At 46.8% G+C, this 16,243-nt stretch carries 14 protein-coding genes; 5 read left to right on the forward strand and 9 right to left on the reverse strand.

What is annotated here, in order from left to right; genetic code table 11:
- Positions 1–137: 137 nt before the first annotated feature.
- The gene (locus OCT63_RS03470) at positions 138–1,583 is read left to right on the forward strand and encodes a nucleobase:cation symporter-2 family protein (RefSeq protein ID WP_161671978.1); all 1,446 of its coding nucleotides are present in this window, start codon (positions 138–140) and stop codon (positions 1,581–1,583) included.
- Between the two features lie 224 nt (positions 1,584–1,807).
- Positions 1,808–3,169 carry an 8-oxoguanine deaminase gene (locus OCT63_RS03475; RefSeq protein WP_161685278.1) on the forward strand — a complete coding sequence of 454 codons (1,362 nt, stop codon included), beginning with the start codon at positions 1,808–1,810 and terminating at the stop codon, positions 3,167–3,169.
- 73 nt (positions 3,170–3,242) lie between these two features.
- On the opposite strand, the gene OCT63_RS03480 is transcribed toward OCT63_RS03475, so the two are convergent.
- From OCT63_RS03480 to gcl, 5 genes are all read right to left on the reverse strand, one after another.
- The gene (locus OCT63_RS03480; protein ID WP_161748807.1) at positions 3,243–3,851 is read right to left on the reverse strand and encodes a TetR/AcrR family transcriptional regulator; all 609 of its coding nucleotides are present in this window, start codon (positions 3,849–3,851) and stop codon (positions 3,243–3,245) included.
- A 164-nt stretch (positions 3,852–4,015) separates the two neighbouring features.
- Complete coding sequence (locus tag OCT63_RS03485; RefSeq protein WP_269983204.1) at positions 4,016–5,326, reverse strand: glycerate kinase type-2 family protein; 1,311 nt, start codon at positions 5,324–5,326, stop codon at positions 4,016–4,018.
- Positions 5,327–5,586: 260 nt separating this feature from the next.
- Positions 5,587–6,483, reverse strand: a complete 897-nt coding sequence (locus OCT63_RS03490) for a 2-hydroxy-3-oxopropionate reductase (protein ID WP_269983205.1) — start codon at positions 6,481–6,483, stop codon at positions 5,587–5,589.
- Between the two features lie 37 nt (positions 6,484–6,520).
- On the reverse strand, positions 6,521–7,297 hold the full coding sequence (hyi, locus tag OCT63_RS03495) for a hydroxypyruvate isomerase (RefSeq protein WP_269983206.1): 777 nt from the start codon (positions 7,295–7,297) through the stop codon (positions 6,521–6,523).
- Positions 7,298–7,449: 152 nt separating this feature from the next.
- Complete coding sequence (gcl, locus tag OCT63_RS03500; protein ID WP_269983207.1) at positions 7,450–9,222, reverse strand: glyoxylate carboligase; 1,773 nt, start codon at positions 9,220–9,222, stop codon at positions 7,450–7,452.
- A 314-nt stretch (positions 9,223–9,536) separates the two neighbouring features.
- Here gcl and aceB point away from each other — a divergent pair, with 314 nt between their 5' ends.
- Both aceB and OCT63_RS03510 read left to right on the forward strand, forming a co-directional pair.
- On the forward strand, positions 9,537–11,162 hold the full coding sequence (aceB, locus tag OCT63_RS03505; protein WP_161685295.1) for a malate synthase A: 1,626 nt from the start codon (positions 9,537–9,539) through the stop codon (positions 11,160–11,162).
- Between the two features lie 102 nt (positions 11,163–11,264).
- A complete protein-coding gene (locus OCT63_RS03510; RefSeq protein ID WP_161685298.1) occupies positions 11,265–11,705 on the forward strand; it encodes a GlcG/HbpS family heme-binding protein in 441 nt (146 codons plus the stop codon).
- A 119-nt stretch (positions 11,706–11,824) separates the two neighbouring features.
- On the opposite strand, the gene OCT63_RS03515 is transcribed toward OCT63_RS03510, so the two are convergent.
- Positions 11,825–12,307, reverse strand: coding sequence for a MarR family winged helix-turn-helix transcriptional regulator (locus OCT63_RS03515; protein ID WP_060469022.1), 483 nt, complete (start codon positions 12,305–12,307; stop codon positions 11,825–11,827).
- A 124-nt stretch (positions 12,308–12,431) separates the two neighbouring features.
- Here OCT63_RS03515 and OCT63_RS03520 point away from each other — a divergent pair, with 124 nt between their 5' ends.
- On the forward strand, positions 12,432–13,325 hold the full coding sequence (locus OCT63_RS03520; protein WP_060469023.1) for a DMT family transporter: 894 nt from the start codon (positions 12,432–12,434) through the stop codon (positions 13,323–13,325).
- Positions 13,326–13,413: 88 nt separating this feature from the next.
- On the opposite strand, the gene OCT63_RS03525 is transcribed toward OCT63_RS03520, so the two are convergent.
- The 3 genes from OCT63_RS03525 to OCT63_RS03535 are packed head-to-tail and all read right to left on the reverse strand — an operon-like array spanning position 13,414 to position 16,040.
- Complete coding sequence (locus OCT63_RS03525; protein ID WP_269983208.1) at positions 13,414–14,595, reverse strand: MFS transporter; 1,182 nt, start codon at positions 14,593–14,595, stop codon at positions 13,414–13,416.
- Positions 14,585–15,745, reverse strand: a complete 1,161-nt coding sequence (locus OCT63_RS03530) for a phosphotransferase (protein ID WP_269983209.1) — start codon at positions 15,743–15,745, stop codon at positions 14,585–14,587. The genes OCT63_RS03525 and OCT63_RS03530 overlap by 11 nt, the downstream gene beginning before the upstream one ends.
- A gap of 10 nt (positions 15,746–15,755) precedes the next feature.
- Positions 15,756–16,040: a GNAT family N-acetyltransferase gene (locus tag OCT63_RS03535; protein WP_269983210.1), complete on the reverse strand. Its 285-nt coding sequence runs from the start codon at positions 16,038–16,040 to the stop codon at positions 15,756–15,758.
- Between the last annotated feature and the right edge of the window lie 203 nt (positions 16,041–16,243).

The raw sequence follows: 16,243 nt of genomic DNA on the forward strand, positions 1-16,243 counted from the left end.
AGCTAACAGTACTAATGAGTCGAGAGCAAATGACCCCACAGATTTAGTGCACTTTTTTATGACCCTACGCAGTTTGTAGAAGTCAATGTTTGACCGCCAATCGCCTGTAAACGGAAACACAGGCAAAGGAATATCAAATGAAACTTCTTTACACCCTTAATGAAAGACCGCCGCATAGCTTAACTCTCCTACTCGCGCTGCAGCATATGCTCGCCTCAATCGGTGGCATTGTCGCAGTACCCCTTATTGTTGGAGCCTCGATTGGCCTGCCTAACACGGAAATCGTTTCACTGATCAATGCAGCACTATTGGCCTCAGGTATCGTAACCGTCGCTCAGTGTCTCGGCTTTGGCCCTGTTGGTATTCGACTTCCCGTGGTGATGGGTTCGAGCTTTGCCTTTTTAGGTGTGGCTATTTCGATCGGTAACGAAGGTGGCGTTGCCGCCATTATGGGCTCGGCGCTGATCGGCTCGTTTGTGGTGATAGGTGCCAGCTTCTACATGGACAAGGTTCGTACGCTGTTCCCAACCGTGGTAAGTGGTGTGGTGGTTACCTTAATCGGCTTAACCATTTTACCGGTTGCCATGAATTGGATCGGCGACGCTCCAGCCAACACAGAGCAATTCGCCACCTTACCTAAACTGTTTCTCGCACTGGTCTCTTTGGGGATCGTGATTGGCGTATCGGTTTACTGTAAAGGCGCGGTTGCGGCCTCCGCAATCGTGATTGGTTTAGCAGGCGGTTACATTGTGGCGCTATCACTCGGTATGGTGAATCTTGATCAAATCAGTTCTGCCGCATGGGTTGGTGGGCCTGAGCCCTTCAAATATGGCTTTACGTTTTCTGCCAGCGCCATCATCAGCATGAGCTTGGTGTACATCGTGGTTATCGCTGAAGCAACCGGAGACTTCATGGCGCTAGGGAACAATTGCCATACTCAAGTCAGCGGTAAAGATCTAAAACGTGGATTACTGGGCGATGGGCTTGGTAGCACACTCTCTTCCATTCTCACCGCAATGCCATTGGCATCATTCAGCCAAAACGTCGGCATTGTCGGTATCACAGGTGTGGCAAGCCGTTACGTAGTAGCTGCTACGGGAGGTTTATTGATTTTAGGTGGCTTATTTCCGAAATTAGCCGCCATTGCCGTCACGATCCCGAAGCCAGTGTTAGGCGGTGTAGGTTTTGTGATGTTCGGTATGATCGCCTACGCGGGTATCCGCATGTTGATAAAGGCTGCAGACACCAAACGAAATGCCTTGGTAATCTGTGTAGGCTTAGCGTCTGGCTTGGCAGTGACTTTCGAGCCAAGACTGTTGCAACACTTGCCGCATGATCTAGAGAACTTTCTTCACTCTGGTATCACCACCGGTACGATTATGACGGTTGTTCTAAACCTTGTATTGCCTAAATCTTCACGAGCTGAAGAACAAGAAGCGCTAGCCGAAAGCCACGCACAAGTTGAACTAGAAATGAAAGAGCAAGCTGAAGAAACGCTACACTCAGACGATCAATTAGAGGTTCAACAAGCCAGTACAAACGTTCAAACAGCGACAGAAAATCCTGAACCCAAAGTTAATTAGTTAGTTAATTAGTTAATTAGTTAATTAGTTAATGATCGAGTTAACTGGCTGAATCTCATACTAAATGGTTCGCTAACTCGCGTAAAACCGACTTCCGTAGAATCGCGGGCGTAATGAGAACACTGAAAGTTTCTGCGCCCTTGGTTCATATTATCTTTCAACAACAAATACCACATAAAGACCCTCTTCCCTGAAAAGGCAGAGATGGCTAAGGACTACTATGAATGGAAACCATCTGGATTAAGAATCCTCTCGCAATCTACACTGGCTCACTCGCTAATGCAGAAGGCGGCATTGTCATTAAAGGTAATACAATCATTGAGCTGGTTGGCAAACACAAAGAGCCAACCTTACCCGTAGATTACAGCGTCGACGCCTCTCGTCATGTTGTGACTCCTGGGCTTATCAATGCGCACCACCACTTCTATCAAACCCTAACGCGAGCCTACCCCGGCGCGCTCAATAAAGAGCTCTTCCATTGGCTGCAAAGCCTCTACCCTGTTTGGGCGAATCTCGATTCTGAGATGATGAGCCTAGCTACAGAGCTTGCTCTGGTTGAGCTGATGATGTCGGGCTGTACTACCGCATCCGATCATCATTACTTGTTACCTAATGGGCTTGAGCACGCTATTGATTTACAAGTCGAGGCCGCAGAGAAACTAGGCGTTAGAGCCATATTCACACGTGGTTCAATGAGCCTAGGGGAAGATGAAGGCGGGCTACCGCCACGACACACCATTCAAACCGAACAAACCATTATTGATGACAGCCAGCGCTTGATTCGTGATTACCACCAGCGTGATGAAGGAGCGATGATTCAAATAGCACTCGCGCCTTGTTCGCCATTCTCGGTCACCACCGATCTAATGAAAGAGACCGCCAAGATCAGTGAGCGTGAGAACGTGATGATGCACACGCACCTTTGCGAAACGCTCGATGAAGAGGACTTCTGTATTGAGAAGTTTGGTCTGCGCCCTGTCGATTACCTAGAAGATGTAGGGTGGCTTAACGAACGCACTTGGCTTGCTCATGGTATTCACTTCAACATAGAAGAAATTAGACGCTTGGGTAAAGCAGGGATTGGCATTAGCCACTGCCCAACTTCCAACATGATGCTGGCTTCCGGTATTTGTAAGAACAACGATCTTGAAGCCGCTGGCGTAAAAGTCGGGCTTGGTGTCGATGGTTCCGCCTCGAATGACGGCTCTAATATGATTACCGAAGTGCGCATGGCGATGTACTTACAGCGCCTGCAGTATGGGTCGGAAAACGTATCACACTTAGACGCTCTGCGCTGGGCAACATCAGGATCTGCAGCAGCAATGGGCAGAACAGACATTGGTACGCTAGAGGTTGGCAAACAAGCCGATATCGCGATGTTCAAGCTCGATGACATTCGTTTTTCGGGCAGCCACGATCCACTGGCAGCTTTACTACTTTGTGGCGCTCAACAAGCAGACAAAGTGATGGTAGCCGGAAAATGGCGTGTTAACGATGGTGCAGTGATCGGCGTAGACATGGAACAACTGATGCACCGCCACCACGCTGCCGCCATGAAGTTAGGTAAACTGGCGATGAATAACTAGGTACACGCTAACGAGCGAAGCGAAAGAAGGTCTGCAATCGCAGACCTTCTTTAAACGAAAACACATAGCAATGTTAGCTTTTCACACCGCACCCTTTAATCACTAGCTGGGTGATGAACTCAGCGGCATCTGCGTAGTCTTTATCATCGAGCTTATCTTTCTGCATCACGCTGCAAATCTGCCAGCCAAAATCAGCGTAGGTTTGGGTGGCCGCCCATATAGTGAACATCAGGTGGTGTGCTGGTACGTCATCCATTAAGCCTTGTGCTGACCAAGTGGAGAACTTATCAAGGATCATCTGGGATTGCTTATACAGCTCGTCACCGATCTCTTTCGGAAGTACTTTCGCGCCGGACATCACTTCATTTGCAAATACCTTAGAAGCGTGTGGGTGGTCGCGAGAGATGATCAATTTGGTTTGAATATATTGAGACAAGGCTTCAACGGGATCACTCAGCTCTTCAATCGGGCGAGATGCTTCCAGTAAAGGCTGAATGACGGTTTCGAGCACTGCACTGTAAAGCTTGTCTTTCGAGCTGAAATAATAGAATACGTTAGGTTTGGGAATGTCAGCCGCTTTTGCGATATCCGCCATTTTTGTTGCGGCGTAACCATGAGTAGCGAATTGTTCACACGCGACCTCGATGATTAAATCTTGATTCTTTTGCCTGATCCTAGACATAGTACTTCCTTTACAGCTCATTACTTAAACCATAGTAATCAACGTGCTTCATTAGTCCAGAAGAGAATCTCAGAACTCGAGGTCACCGCATTGATAGCAATAAAATGGTCATTTTTATGTGCAGAAAAACGACCATTAAACTGTGTTTTTTCAAACTGAACAGATTAAAGAATCAATATCGCTCTAAAGTCATTAACATTCGTGAGCGTCGGTCCTGTGGTCAGTAGCACACCAACTTGTTTGAAGAAGTCGTAGCTGTTGTTGGCATCTAAATAGTCATCAGCTTTAAGCGACAAGCGCGTGCCTTCTTGCCATGTTTGTGGGGTTATCCATGCCCCAGCATTGTCTTCCACACCGTCAATACCATCGGTATCAGCAGCCAAAGCGAATATGTTGTCCTGCCCTTTAAGTTCGTTATACAAACTTAAAAGGAACTCACAGTTGCGCCCACCGCGTCCATTGCCTTTAACGGTTACCGTAGTTTCACCACCTGAAAGCAGCACACAAGGGATCTCGAATGGGTGCTTGTTATTAGCCACTTGTTTGGCCAATGCTGCGTGCACCTTCGCGACTTCTCTCGCCTCCCCCTCAATGCAATCACTCAGCACATAAGCGGGAATGCCCAAACCTTCGGCCTCTGCAGAGGCGGCTTCTAACGCCGACATTGGGGTCGCGATAATATGATGCTCGGCGTTGTTCCAACAGGCGTCATCAGGCTTAACGGTCTCTGACTCTGGATTATTTAGCCATTCAAATGCCGAGCGTGGTGTTTCTATTTGGTAACGTTCTAAAATTGCCATCGCATCAAAACGCGTAGTGGTGTCGGGCACAGTTGGACCCGATGCAATCACACTGATGTCATCGCCCGGCACATCTGAAATCGCCAATGACACCACTCTTGCTGGATACGCCGCTTTGGCGAGTCGCCCACCTTTGATTGACGATAAATGCTTACGAACGCAGTTCATCTCATCAATGGCTGCGCCAGATTTAAGCAGCGCTTTATTGATTTGTTGCTTCTCTGCCAAGCTGATATCGCCACCGGGCAAACTGAGCAGTGCAGAACCGCCTCCAGACAATAGACATATCACGGTGTCGTCTTCGTTGAGGTTACTCACTAATTCCAGCGTACGTTGGCTCACTTCTAAGCCCATCGCATCGGGCACGGGGTGCGCTGCTTCAATCACTTCAATATGTTCGCAAGGGGCGGTGTGCTCATAACGAGTCACCACCAAGCCTTCAAGGTCACGCAGTGCTAGGTCTTGTTGTTTCTTTGCCTGCCAAACCGCTTCAAGCTCAGCTGCCATCGACGCTGCTGCTTTCCCCGCCCCGATAACGACAGTTCGCCCAGCTTGATTAGCCGAGCGATAAAATATGTCTTGAGGTAGAAAAGGTTCGATGTGATTTTTAGGTAGCGCCTGATTAACAGCACTTGAGAAAAGGGTTTGCAGAAACTGCTTAGCATCAATGTCCATCAGCCACTCCTTAGTTGACGGAGAAAAAAAGAACCCCAATACAAGGCAAAAGGGTGCCTGCTAAGATCAAGTTGGAAAGGAACAACTTCAACCTTTGCCTCGTATCAGGAACGCGTATAAAAGGAGACGAAACTACGCGATTTATAAACAAACTGTTTGAAACTGGTGGGCTAACTCATTGATGTGCTGTCGAGGCACAAAGTAGATTCACGATTCGACATTACATGCGATGCCAGCCCTGATTCATCATTAAAAAGAGCTTAGCGAATCGAGTGGTCAGAACGTTTCTCAATCGCTTGGATAAGCGCAGAGTGGTCCCACCCTTCACCGCCCATTTCGGCGCACTCGCCAAATAACTCTTGAGCGTTAGCCGTATTCGGTAGTGCGACACCTAATTCTTGTGCGCCCGTTAACGCAAGGTTAAGGTCTTTTTGGTGAAGTGAGATTCTAAAACCTGGATCAAAGGTGCCTTCAACCATGCGCTCGCCATGCACTTCGAGGATTTTAGAGTTAGCAAAGCCACCTAATAGAGCCTGACGTACACGTGCTGGATCAGCGCCTGCTTTCGAAGCAAACACCAGCGCTTCAGAGACCGCTTCAATATTCAATGCCACAATGATCTGATTAGCCACCTTACAAGTTTGACCCGCACCGTTATCACCCACCAGCGTGATGTTCTTACCCATAACTTCAAACAAAGGACGAGCTTTATCAAAAGCGCCTTGTTCACCGCCAACCATGATAGTCAAGGCGGCGTTAATCGCGCCTACTTCACCACCCGAAACCGGAGCATCAAGGTATGAAGCCCCACCTTCGCTAATGCGCGCTGCTATCGCTTTAGTGGCAATAGGCGAGATTGAACTCATATCGATAACCAGCTTGCCCGCTGCTCCGCCCGCTATTAGGCCTTGCTCGACGCCGTTGTCACCAAACAGGACATCTTCCACTTGAGGCGTATTCGGCACCATTAGGATAATGACATCAGCCGCTTCCGAAGCCTCCGCTGGTGAGTGGCAAACCGCTGCGCCCGCTGCGACAAGATCGGCAGGTGCTGCCTTAAAGTGATCCGACAGAATCAAATCGTGACCCGCTTTTTGAAGGTTGCTCGCCATAGGTTTACCCATGATGCCAGTTCCGATAAATGCAATTTTAGACATGTTGTTCTCCTTAACGTTTGAGGGTTACCAGGCGCAATTAACGGTACTGGTTTAGCCAACCAAGGCCTTCTGTCGTTGTCGTTTTCGGTTTGTATTCGCAGCCAACCCAGCCTTGATAGCCCAGCTCATCAAGGTAGTTCAGTACGAATGGATAATTGATTTCTCCCGTACCCGGCTCATGTCGGCCCGGGTTATCAGCCAGCTGTACATGAGCGATTTGACCAATGTTCTGCTGCATGGTTGGCGTAAGGTCGCCTTCCATAATTTGCATGTGATAAATATCGTATTGGATAGAAAGGTTATCGCTCCCTACCTCTTTGATGATCGCTTTGGCTTGCTCTGTGGTGTTCAAGAAGAAGCCCGGAATATCACGGGTGTTGATCGCTTCTATCACTAAGCTGATGCCTTCTGCTGCTAGCGCGTTCGCCGCATAATGCAGGTTAATCACAAACGCTGATTGCGCGTCTTGTTGGGTCACACCTTCCGGAACAATCCCGGCCAAGCAATTCACTTGAGTACAACCCAGTACTTTTGCGTAAGCGATGGCTTTAGGTACACCTGCTTGAAATTCTTCAACTCTTGCTGGGTCGACCGCAATACCACGGTCGCCAGCGTCCCAATCACCCGCAGGCAAGTTAAATAGCACTTGCTCTAGGTTATTAGCGTCGAGCTTTGCTTTGATTGCCTGAGCATCAAAGGCGTAAGGGAAAAGATATTCGACACCTTGAAAGCCCGCTTCTGCGGCAGCTTCAAAGCGGTCCATAAAATCAACTTCCGTGAATATCATTGACAAGTTTGCTGCAAATTTTGCCATGACTCTGTCCTTATTCTTTATTTGGTGAAACTATGACTGTTTAGTGAAGCAACGGTTATTTGGTGGAGCTACGGTTGCTTAGTAAGCCTCGCTCTATTGGAGACTTTCCGTAGAGCTAAACCTCAGCTCTACGGATACACATTACTTAATGATTACTTGTACGCTAACGCTGTTGGAGCATCGCCGCGGCTTTCGGCAAGTGGCTCAAATTCGTTGATAGCGTTGATCTCTACGCCCATAGAGATATTGGTCACGCGCTCCAAAATCAGCTCAACGACCACTGGCACCTTGTGTTTGTTCATTAACTCTTTGGCTTGCTCAAACGCTGCTGCAATTTGGTCTGGTTCACGAACTCGAATCGCCTTACAACCTAGGCCTTCAACTACTGCTACATGGTCGACACCGTAGCCTTCAAGCTCTGGCGCATTCTGGTTATCAAACGCCAGTTGTACACAATAATCGATATCAAATTGGCGCTGCGCTTGGCGAATCAAGCCTAAGTAGGAGTTGTTCACCAGCACATGGATATATGGCAGGTTAAACTGCGCACCGACGGCCAGCTCTTCAATCATGAACTGGAAATCGTAGTCACCAGAGATAGCGACAATATCGCGACTTGGATCGGCTGCTCGTACACCCAATGCGGCTGGTGTCGTCCAACCTAGTGAGCCAGCTTGACCACAGTTGATCCAGTTACGAGGCTTATAAACATGCAGGAACTGCGCGGCAGCAATTTGCGACAAGCCTATGGTACTCACGTAGCAAGTATCACGACCAAATGCCTTGTTCATCTCTTCATAAACGCGCATCGGTTTCATTGGCGCGTCATCGAAATTGGTTTTACGCAGCATGGTCGACTTGCGTTCCTGACACTCACTTGCCCAAGCATTTCGGTTCGGCAGTTTGCCAGCATCACGCCACTCTTGCGCCACTTCAACCATGAGCTCAAGCGCTGATTTTGCATCTGAAACAATACCTAAATCAGGGCAAAACACGCGACCAATTTGGGTAGGTTCGATATCGACATGAACAAACTTACGACCTTCGGTATAAACATCGACAGAGCCGGTATGACGGTTAGCCCAGCGGTTACCAACGCCAAACACAAAGTCAGAGTTCAACATGGTTTCATTACCGTAACGGTGAGAGGTTTGTAACCCCACCATGCCCGCCATTAGCTCATGATCATCAGGAATAGAGCCCCATCCCATCAAGGTTGGAATCACTGGTACTCCTGTGATTTCAGCAAACTGCTGCAACAGCTCAGATGCGCCTGCGTTGATCACACCACCACCGGATACAATCAGCGGTTTTTCCGATTGAGACATCATGGTTAATGCTTTCTCAACCTGCGCGCGGGTTGCTTGTGGCTTGTATGGTTCAAGTGGCTCATAGGTATCAATATCGAACTCAATCTCAGCCAACTGCACATCTAAAGGCAGATCGATCAGCACTGGGCCGGGACGTCCGGATCGCATTAAATGAAAGGCTTTTTGGAACGCGCGTGGCACTTGAGCCGGTTCCAGTACCGTGGTTGCCCACTTAGTGACTGGCTTGGCGATAGATTCAATGTCGACCGCTTGAAAGTCCTCTTTATGAAGGCGAGCACGCGGAGCCTGACCAGTGATACATAGTATAGGGATCGAGTCAGCCGATGCTGAATAAAGACCGGTGATCATGTCTGTTCCTGCCGGGCCTGAAGTACCAATACACACACCAATATTATCTTGATTGGTACGTGTGTAGCCCTCAGCCATATGTGAAGCGCCCTCTACATGTCGAGCTAAGACGTGGTCGATTCCTCCGAGCTTTTTCATCGCTGCGTACATTGGGTTTATCGCTGCACCGGGAACACCAAATGCGATGTCTACTCCTTCACGTTTAAGCACTTCAACCGCTGCTTCAATCGCTTTCATAATTGCCATTCGAACCTCCAGTTCAGATTGTATACAATTAAATTAACTTTTGTGTACTATGAATCATCCTCAGCATTTATCAAGCCCAAATTGAAACAATTTTGTTACATCAACCTATCCTATTGAACAGCAATCAAGCCTGAAAAGCTTACAATTCATTACTTTACATGAAATATCTTTACGTAAAAATAAATTACAAAAAGATCAAATGATAAATAAATGTTAAATACCATTTGCTTGTTTACAATTTCTAAAATATAAATATCGTTAAAAAGAACGTTTTGTATACAAAATAACATCGTATTGTGTAAAGGAGACAAGCAATGATGAATGACGTGAAAGAAAGAGAAGAAACGCTGTGTATGCAGGTACTTGGGAATATGGACAACCCCGAGTACAAAGAGATCTTGTCTAAAGATGCATTGAAGTTCTTAGAAGCTATCGTTAACAAGTTTGGAGATCGCCGTCATACCCTGCTAAATGACCGCGACATAAAACAAGCTCAATATGACGAGGGTGAGCTACCCGACTTCAGAAAGGACACTGTCTCTATTCGTCAGAATAAAGAGTGGAAAGTGGCAACACCGCCGCCAGAATTGCTGGATCGCCGAGTAGAGATCACCGGACCTATCGAGAGAAAGATGGTGATCAACGCGCTAAACTCAGGCGCGAAGGTCTTCATGTGTTGCTTTGAGGATGCCTCTTCCCCGACTTGGGCCAATATGGTCGAAGGGCAAATCAACCTAAGAGATGCCAATCTTGGCACCATTAGTTATTTCGATGAGAAGAAACAAAAAAGCTATCAGTTAAATAGCGATCCTGCACTGCTGATTGCCCGCCCACGTGGTATTCATTTACCTGAGCAGTCCATTCAATTCAACAATCAGCCTATCGGCGGTTGCTTGATGGACTTCGCTTTGTACTTTTTCCATAACTATCAATCACGAGCACAACAAGGTTTAGGGGTTTACTACTACATTCCAAAACTTGAGAGCATGGAAGAAGCACAGTGGTGGGACGATATTTTCAGCTTCACCGAAAACTATTTCCATGTGCCCAAAGGCACCATTCGCGCGACAGTATTGATCGAAACGCTACCAGCCGTGTTCCAGATGGAAGAGATCTTGTATGCAATGCGTGATCATATCGTAGCGATGAACTGTGGCCGTTGGGATTACATTTTCAGCTACATCAAAACGCTGAAAAACCATAAAGATCGTATCCTACCAGACCGTCACGGAATCGGCATGGATCAAGAATTCCTCAACGCCTATAGCCAACTGTTGGTGCGTACTTGTCACGCTCGTGGGGCACTGGCTATGGGGGGCATGTCGGCCTTTATTCCAGCAAAAGACCCGAAAGAAATGGCGCGTGTCACCGCCAAGGTTATCGAAGACAAACAAAGAGAATCGCAGAACGGTCACGATGGCACATGGGTCGCGCACCCTGCCCTAGTTGACTTAGCAATGTCGATCTTTGACAAACACCTTGATGGCAAAGTGAATCAAATGGATTTCCAAAGCCCTGAACACACCATCAATGCCGACACCTTACTTAAACCATGTGAAGGCAGCCGCGACGAAGCCGGTGTGCGTAAGAATATCCGTATTGCGCTGTATTACATCGAGGCTTGGATCCAAGGCTACGGCTGTGTGCCTATTTACGGACTGATGGAAGATGCCGCCACCGCGGAGATCTCAAGAGCCAACATTTGGCAATGGATCCACCACGGGGTAACACTCGATGACGGCCAAATCTTCACCAAACAACTGTTCCACTCTTGGCTTTACCAGGAGTTGGACACGATAAAACATGAAGTCGGTGACTCGCGCTATACAGCAGGTCGATTTGAAGAGACAGCTGATCTTTTCTATCAACTTTCTACAGCCGAAGAGTTCGCTGCCTTCCTAACTTTACCCAGCTATGGGCTATTACAAGAGTCCAGTTAGGACTCTTGTACCGAGCTGAATCAGTCAATGATATTCACAAACAAGAGTAATGATGGCTGGCTGAGCTTGGTACGTATGCCCCTTGAAAAACTAGGAGATAACATGGGAAGTTTGACTCTACAACAAGCGTTAACCATCATCGATGGCACCTTAAAAGCAGGCAACAAGATCCACACAGAACCTTTGACGGTCGCCGTCTTAGACAGCGGTGGCAAACTGATTTCCCTGCAACGTCAAGACGGCTCTAGCATGATGCGACCAGACATCGCGATTGCTAAAGCCTGGGGCGCACTCGCACTGGGTTGCTCCTCTAGAAAACTCGCCCAAGATGCTGACAACAGGCCAGCATTTATCTCCGCCATAAACGTGCTGGCACACGGAAACATGGTGCCAGTTCCAGGGGGGCTACTGATCCGAGACAAGGACAAAACGGTACTCGGAGCCATTGGCGTCAGCGGTGATATCTCTGACATCGATGAAAGCTGCGCCATCAACGGCATTGGCTGCGCAAAGTTGTTCAGTGACGAAATGCTCCAAGCTTAACTAGCCAATTCGCTGTACTTTAAGTTACAAGACAAAAACAAAAAACCGAAGCTCATCACTTCGGTTTTCAAATAAGATTTAACTCAATCCGTTCAACAAGTCGAATCAACCACCATCGACTACTCGTAAGCACTCAACCACGTTTTTAGTAGTTGGTTGGTATTCTTCTTCTGACTAGCAGACAGAGACTTAACCAGTTTCTTCTGTATCTCGACATGCTCAGTCATCATCTCGTCGATCAACACAAGGCCATCTTTGGTCAGTTTAACACTCACACTGCGCCTATCTTCTTTGCTGTGCTCACGGCTTATTAGCCCTTTGGCTTCTAGCTTATCAAGACGGTTGGTCATCGCGCCCGATGTTAGCATCATAGAACCAATCAGCTCCGAGGGAGTCAATCGATAAGGCTTTCCAGAACGTCGCAAGGTGGCTAACACATCAAACTCGCCAAGTTTCATGTCGTATTTTTTATGAAGCTCGGCAACTTGAGTCTCCATATACTTGGCAATACGCATAATCCGGCCCATCATTGCCATTGGCTCAGTTTCTAGTTCAGGCTTTTCCTTTGCCCATTGCTCTACTACGCGGTCGATAGCATCCATTTGCAATCTCGCTCCGTTATTAGTCTTAATTACTTCAAACTAGTTTAACATAAAGATACTTTACAACCACTAGTTCTCAGTATACAGTTCACGCCATAGTTATCTTAATGTAAAGATATTTTTAATGAATATATTATTAGCAATGATCCCCGCGTTTTTTTGGGGGACAACCTATGCAGTAACACAATTTACGCTGCAAGAATGGCCACCATTGTTATTGGGGGCTTTACGCGCATTGCCTGCGGGGTTGTTATTGTTAGCCGTAAAACCAACACTGCCTAAGAAAGGTGAGTGGCAGATCATTTTCACCTTGGGCCTAATCAATATCGCGACCTTCTTTGGCCTTATCTTTGTGATGGCGTTGACTCTGCCTTCGGCAATTTCTGGTGTGGGTATGATCTCTGTACCTGTATTCGCAATGATCTTCCATTGGGTAGTGAAGAAGCAACGTCCGCACTTGATTCAAGCCCTTTCTGGTATTGGCTTGATCACCTTAGCGTGGATTCTATTCAACCCAAGTCAAATCGCTTTGAACCCAATCGGTTTAGGTGCGATGTTCGCGGCAATCATGTGTATCGTCATCGGCAGCAGCATTACCAAATCATTAGGTAACCGCATGCATTGGTGGAAGGTCTTAACTTGGCAGCTCATTTTAGGCGGTACGATTTTGTCTGTCGCATCTGGCGTCCATGCGTTCATCGACCCGCAGTCTTATGTTAACGCTGTCACTCATTTTGATACGCGTAATGCAATGGGTCTACTGTGGGTAATTGGACTGAACACAGCACTTGGTTACGGCATGTATGTATGGTTGCTACAACGTATGTCTGTGGTTGATTTCACCTTCGGTGGTATCGCTAACCCAGTGGCTGGTATCGTGACAGGAATGGTGTTGATGGGCGAATCGTTCACTGCGGTTCAATACTCATTGATGACAGGTATGATCGTGATGTCACTGCTGCCTCAGTTGATTCTTGCAATCCGACAACCCAAAGCGGTCAAGCCCGTTACACAGTAAATCTTACTGATAACCCCGCTCTAGTACTTACAAAAAGCTCCAGTATCGCTATTGGAGCTTTTGCGTATCTCATCAGAACGATACCGAGTTAGCGCCAGCTAAAGACACGAACTTCGTTTCCTTCTTCCGGCTTCTTGGGAATATTCAATGAAAGTGCAAGAGACATTGCCGCCATAACGGCACCAATATAGAAAACCGTTGCAGGAGATGATAACCAAATCACACCAAACACGACTGGAATCACAACCGCTGCAATATGGTTAATAGTGAAAGAGACACCGGCAGTTGATGCCATATCCGCTGGGTCAGCAATTTTCTGAAAGTAGGTTTTAATTGCCAAAGCGAGTGCAAAGAACAAGTGATCAACCACATAGAGCGCAGCCGCCCACTCAGCACTTTGTACCAAACCATAACCAACAAACACACCAATTAGGCCTACGTATTCGAAAATCAATGCCTTACGCTCACCCACCACACCAATAAATTGACCTATACGTTTTGCGAACAAGAAGTTAAATAGGTAGTTAACTAAGAACAGTAGCGTTACGTCAGCAGCTGAGTAGCCGAACTTCTCGACCATCAGAAACCCCGCAAATACGGTAAAAATTTGTCTTCTTGCTCCGCTCATAAACGTTAGCGCATAGTAAAGCCAGTAACGCTTTCTGAGTACCAGTTTCTTATTTTGTGGGGTCTTAGTTTGAAACTCAGGGAAACCAAAGGTCATTACCAGTACAAGAATAAAACCGATCCCTCCGGTGATGCCATACACCCAAGAAAATCTGAAGTTAAGCAGCTCCAACATCACCCAGATTGAGCCATAAGTTATCAGTGACGCCAACGCCCCAACCGAGATCATTTTGCCCAGCATCTCTGGTGCTTCTTCTTTGCTTAGCCACTGTAACGACAAAGACTGCTTAAGCGTCTCAAAATAATGGAAACCGGTCGACATCAAAATAGTGGTCATCAACAAACCGGTTAATGACGGAAAGAGACCGGTAATTGCTGTCCCCACAGTTAGCATTGCCAGCGATACCAACATGAAACGTTGCTCGCGAATGAACGCCAACACAAACACGACAGTAAATGCCAAGAAGCCCGGAATCTCACGAACACTTTGTAGCAACCCAATATCAGCACCATCAAAATTCGCCTTTTCAATCACGAAGTTATTCAGCAGAACCATCCAGCTTGAAAATGCGATAGGTACAATAATCGAAATCAGTAATAAAAAATTTTGCGGCGTTTTCCAGCTCGCGGTTTTATCGAACATTGACGGACTCCTGTTCGTCTAATTGAGTGAGCACTCGTAAGGTCAACTGCTCAGTATACGGGTTAATCTTCCAGTGCTCTGGGCTCCAACCTTTTACGAAACGTTGGAAATCAGCCCATGCCACATAAAACATAGGTCGCCATGCAGCTTCGACATCATAGAACGAGAGTTGTGGTTGATAGTGTGCCAGTGCCTCTTTCAAGTGTTGGAAGTAAATATCTAAGAGCTGTGATTCAAGATCAACGCAATCTTGCGGCCTAATCGCGCTGCTCATGAACAAAGCCACGTCTTTCATCGCACACCCGTTTCCAACATATTGAAAATCGACGGCAGCCGCGTTTTCTCCAGCTAAATCAAAACAGAAGTTGGCAAGTTTAGCGTCACCATGCACTAAAGTTGGATACGGACACTCTCTAAGTAGACGGTCGATGTGTTGTGCTTGGTTCTTTAATGGTAAGTCTGTCAGCGCGTTGAACTCATCAGGACGCGTGTCTAAATGCCAGTATGTGCCAACTTTCCATAATGACGCAGACTGCTCTTGATCGATATGGATGTGCTTCGCGTGAAAATTAGCGAGCCACTTTAGACAAGCGTTGCGCTGTTTAACCTCCAAAGATGTATAACGGAGTGCTAACTCAGGTTGAGTATCTTTGGCAGCCAATTCATCAAAAACGGAGAGCACATCGAACTGAGAGGTCAGCGGAAAGCCGACATCCGCTAGATCTTGCATCACGATAAGCCACTCGTTCTCTTCTAGTTCACAATGCAACCCTACAGGCATAGGACAACGTTCATCCCACTGTTGAGTGAAGGATTGATACCAAGCCGTCTCCACTTGGTAAGAATGCACTTTACGTTGGTGAGATAATCTGGTGTTCCAACCCTTTGGATGATTCGCTTTATCCGGCAACGCGACATGTTTAACGATGAGGCTATTGAATGGCGCACTGCTTTCTTTAGAAAAAACCAAACGGACCAACTCACCATATCCGCCCCACAAACGTTGAATCACTTGGGTATCAAACCCTCGATGACACCTAAGTGAGGTGGCAATTTTTTGATAGAGTTCAGGTTGATCGATACTCAAACTGACTTCGGGTTGAACAGGATTTTTTGACGATATTGATTGAGACACCATTGATCGAGACATAACTGCTGTTTTATGCCTCAGACGCTAAAAGGTGTGACCATTGTTGTTGCCTATTCATGTAATGCACCACATAGCTACAAACAGGGACAATTTTGAAGCCCGCTTGCTCAATTTCGGATAACACAGATTCCATCATCACCTTACCAAAGCCCTTACCTTGCAGGTCATCAGGTATGCGAGTCGAGGTAATATGCAGCACATCTCCCTGTCTCTGGTACTTAACAACAGCAAATTGGTTAGGCTCTAGCTCAACTGTGATCTGATTCTCTTTTTGATCCCATTTTATGGTCTTCATTCTCAACTCCAACAAATAATTGATACACCAAACAATTAAAGTTTGAAGTATTAGTTCCTTGTAATAGACTAACGCAAGCGCATAGAAATAGAACTAAGTACTTACAATCAAAGCAAATGTTTTTAGAGTTCGCGGCTTAATATAAAATTATCAACCAATGATAACACTCTCTAAACCATCGTAACGTACACCTATAAAATCTA

It is taken from the genome of Vibrio sp. RW, assembly GCF_027587105.1.
In the GTDB taxonomy this organism is placed as follows: Bacteria; Pseudomonadota; Gammaproteobacteria; order Enterobacterales; family Vibrionaceae; genus Vibrio; species Vibrio toranzoniae.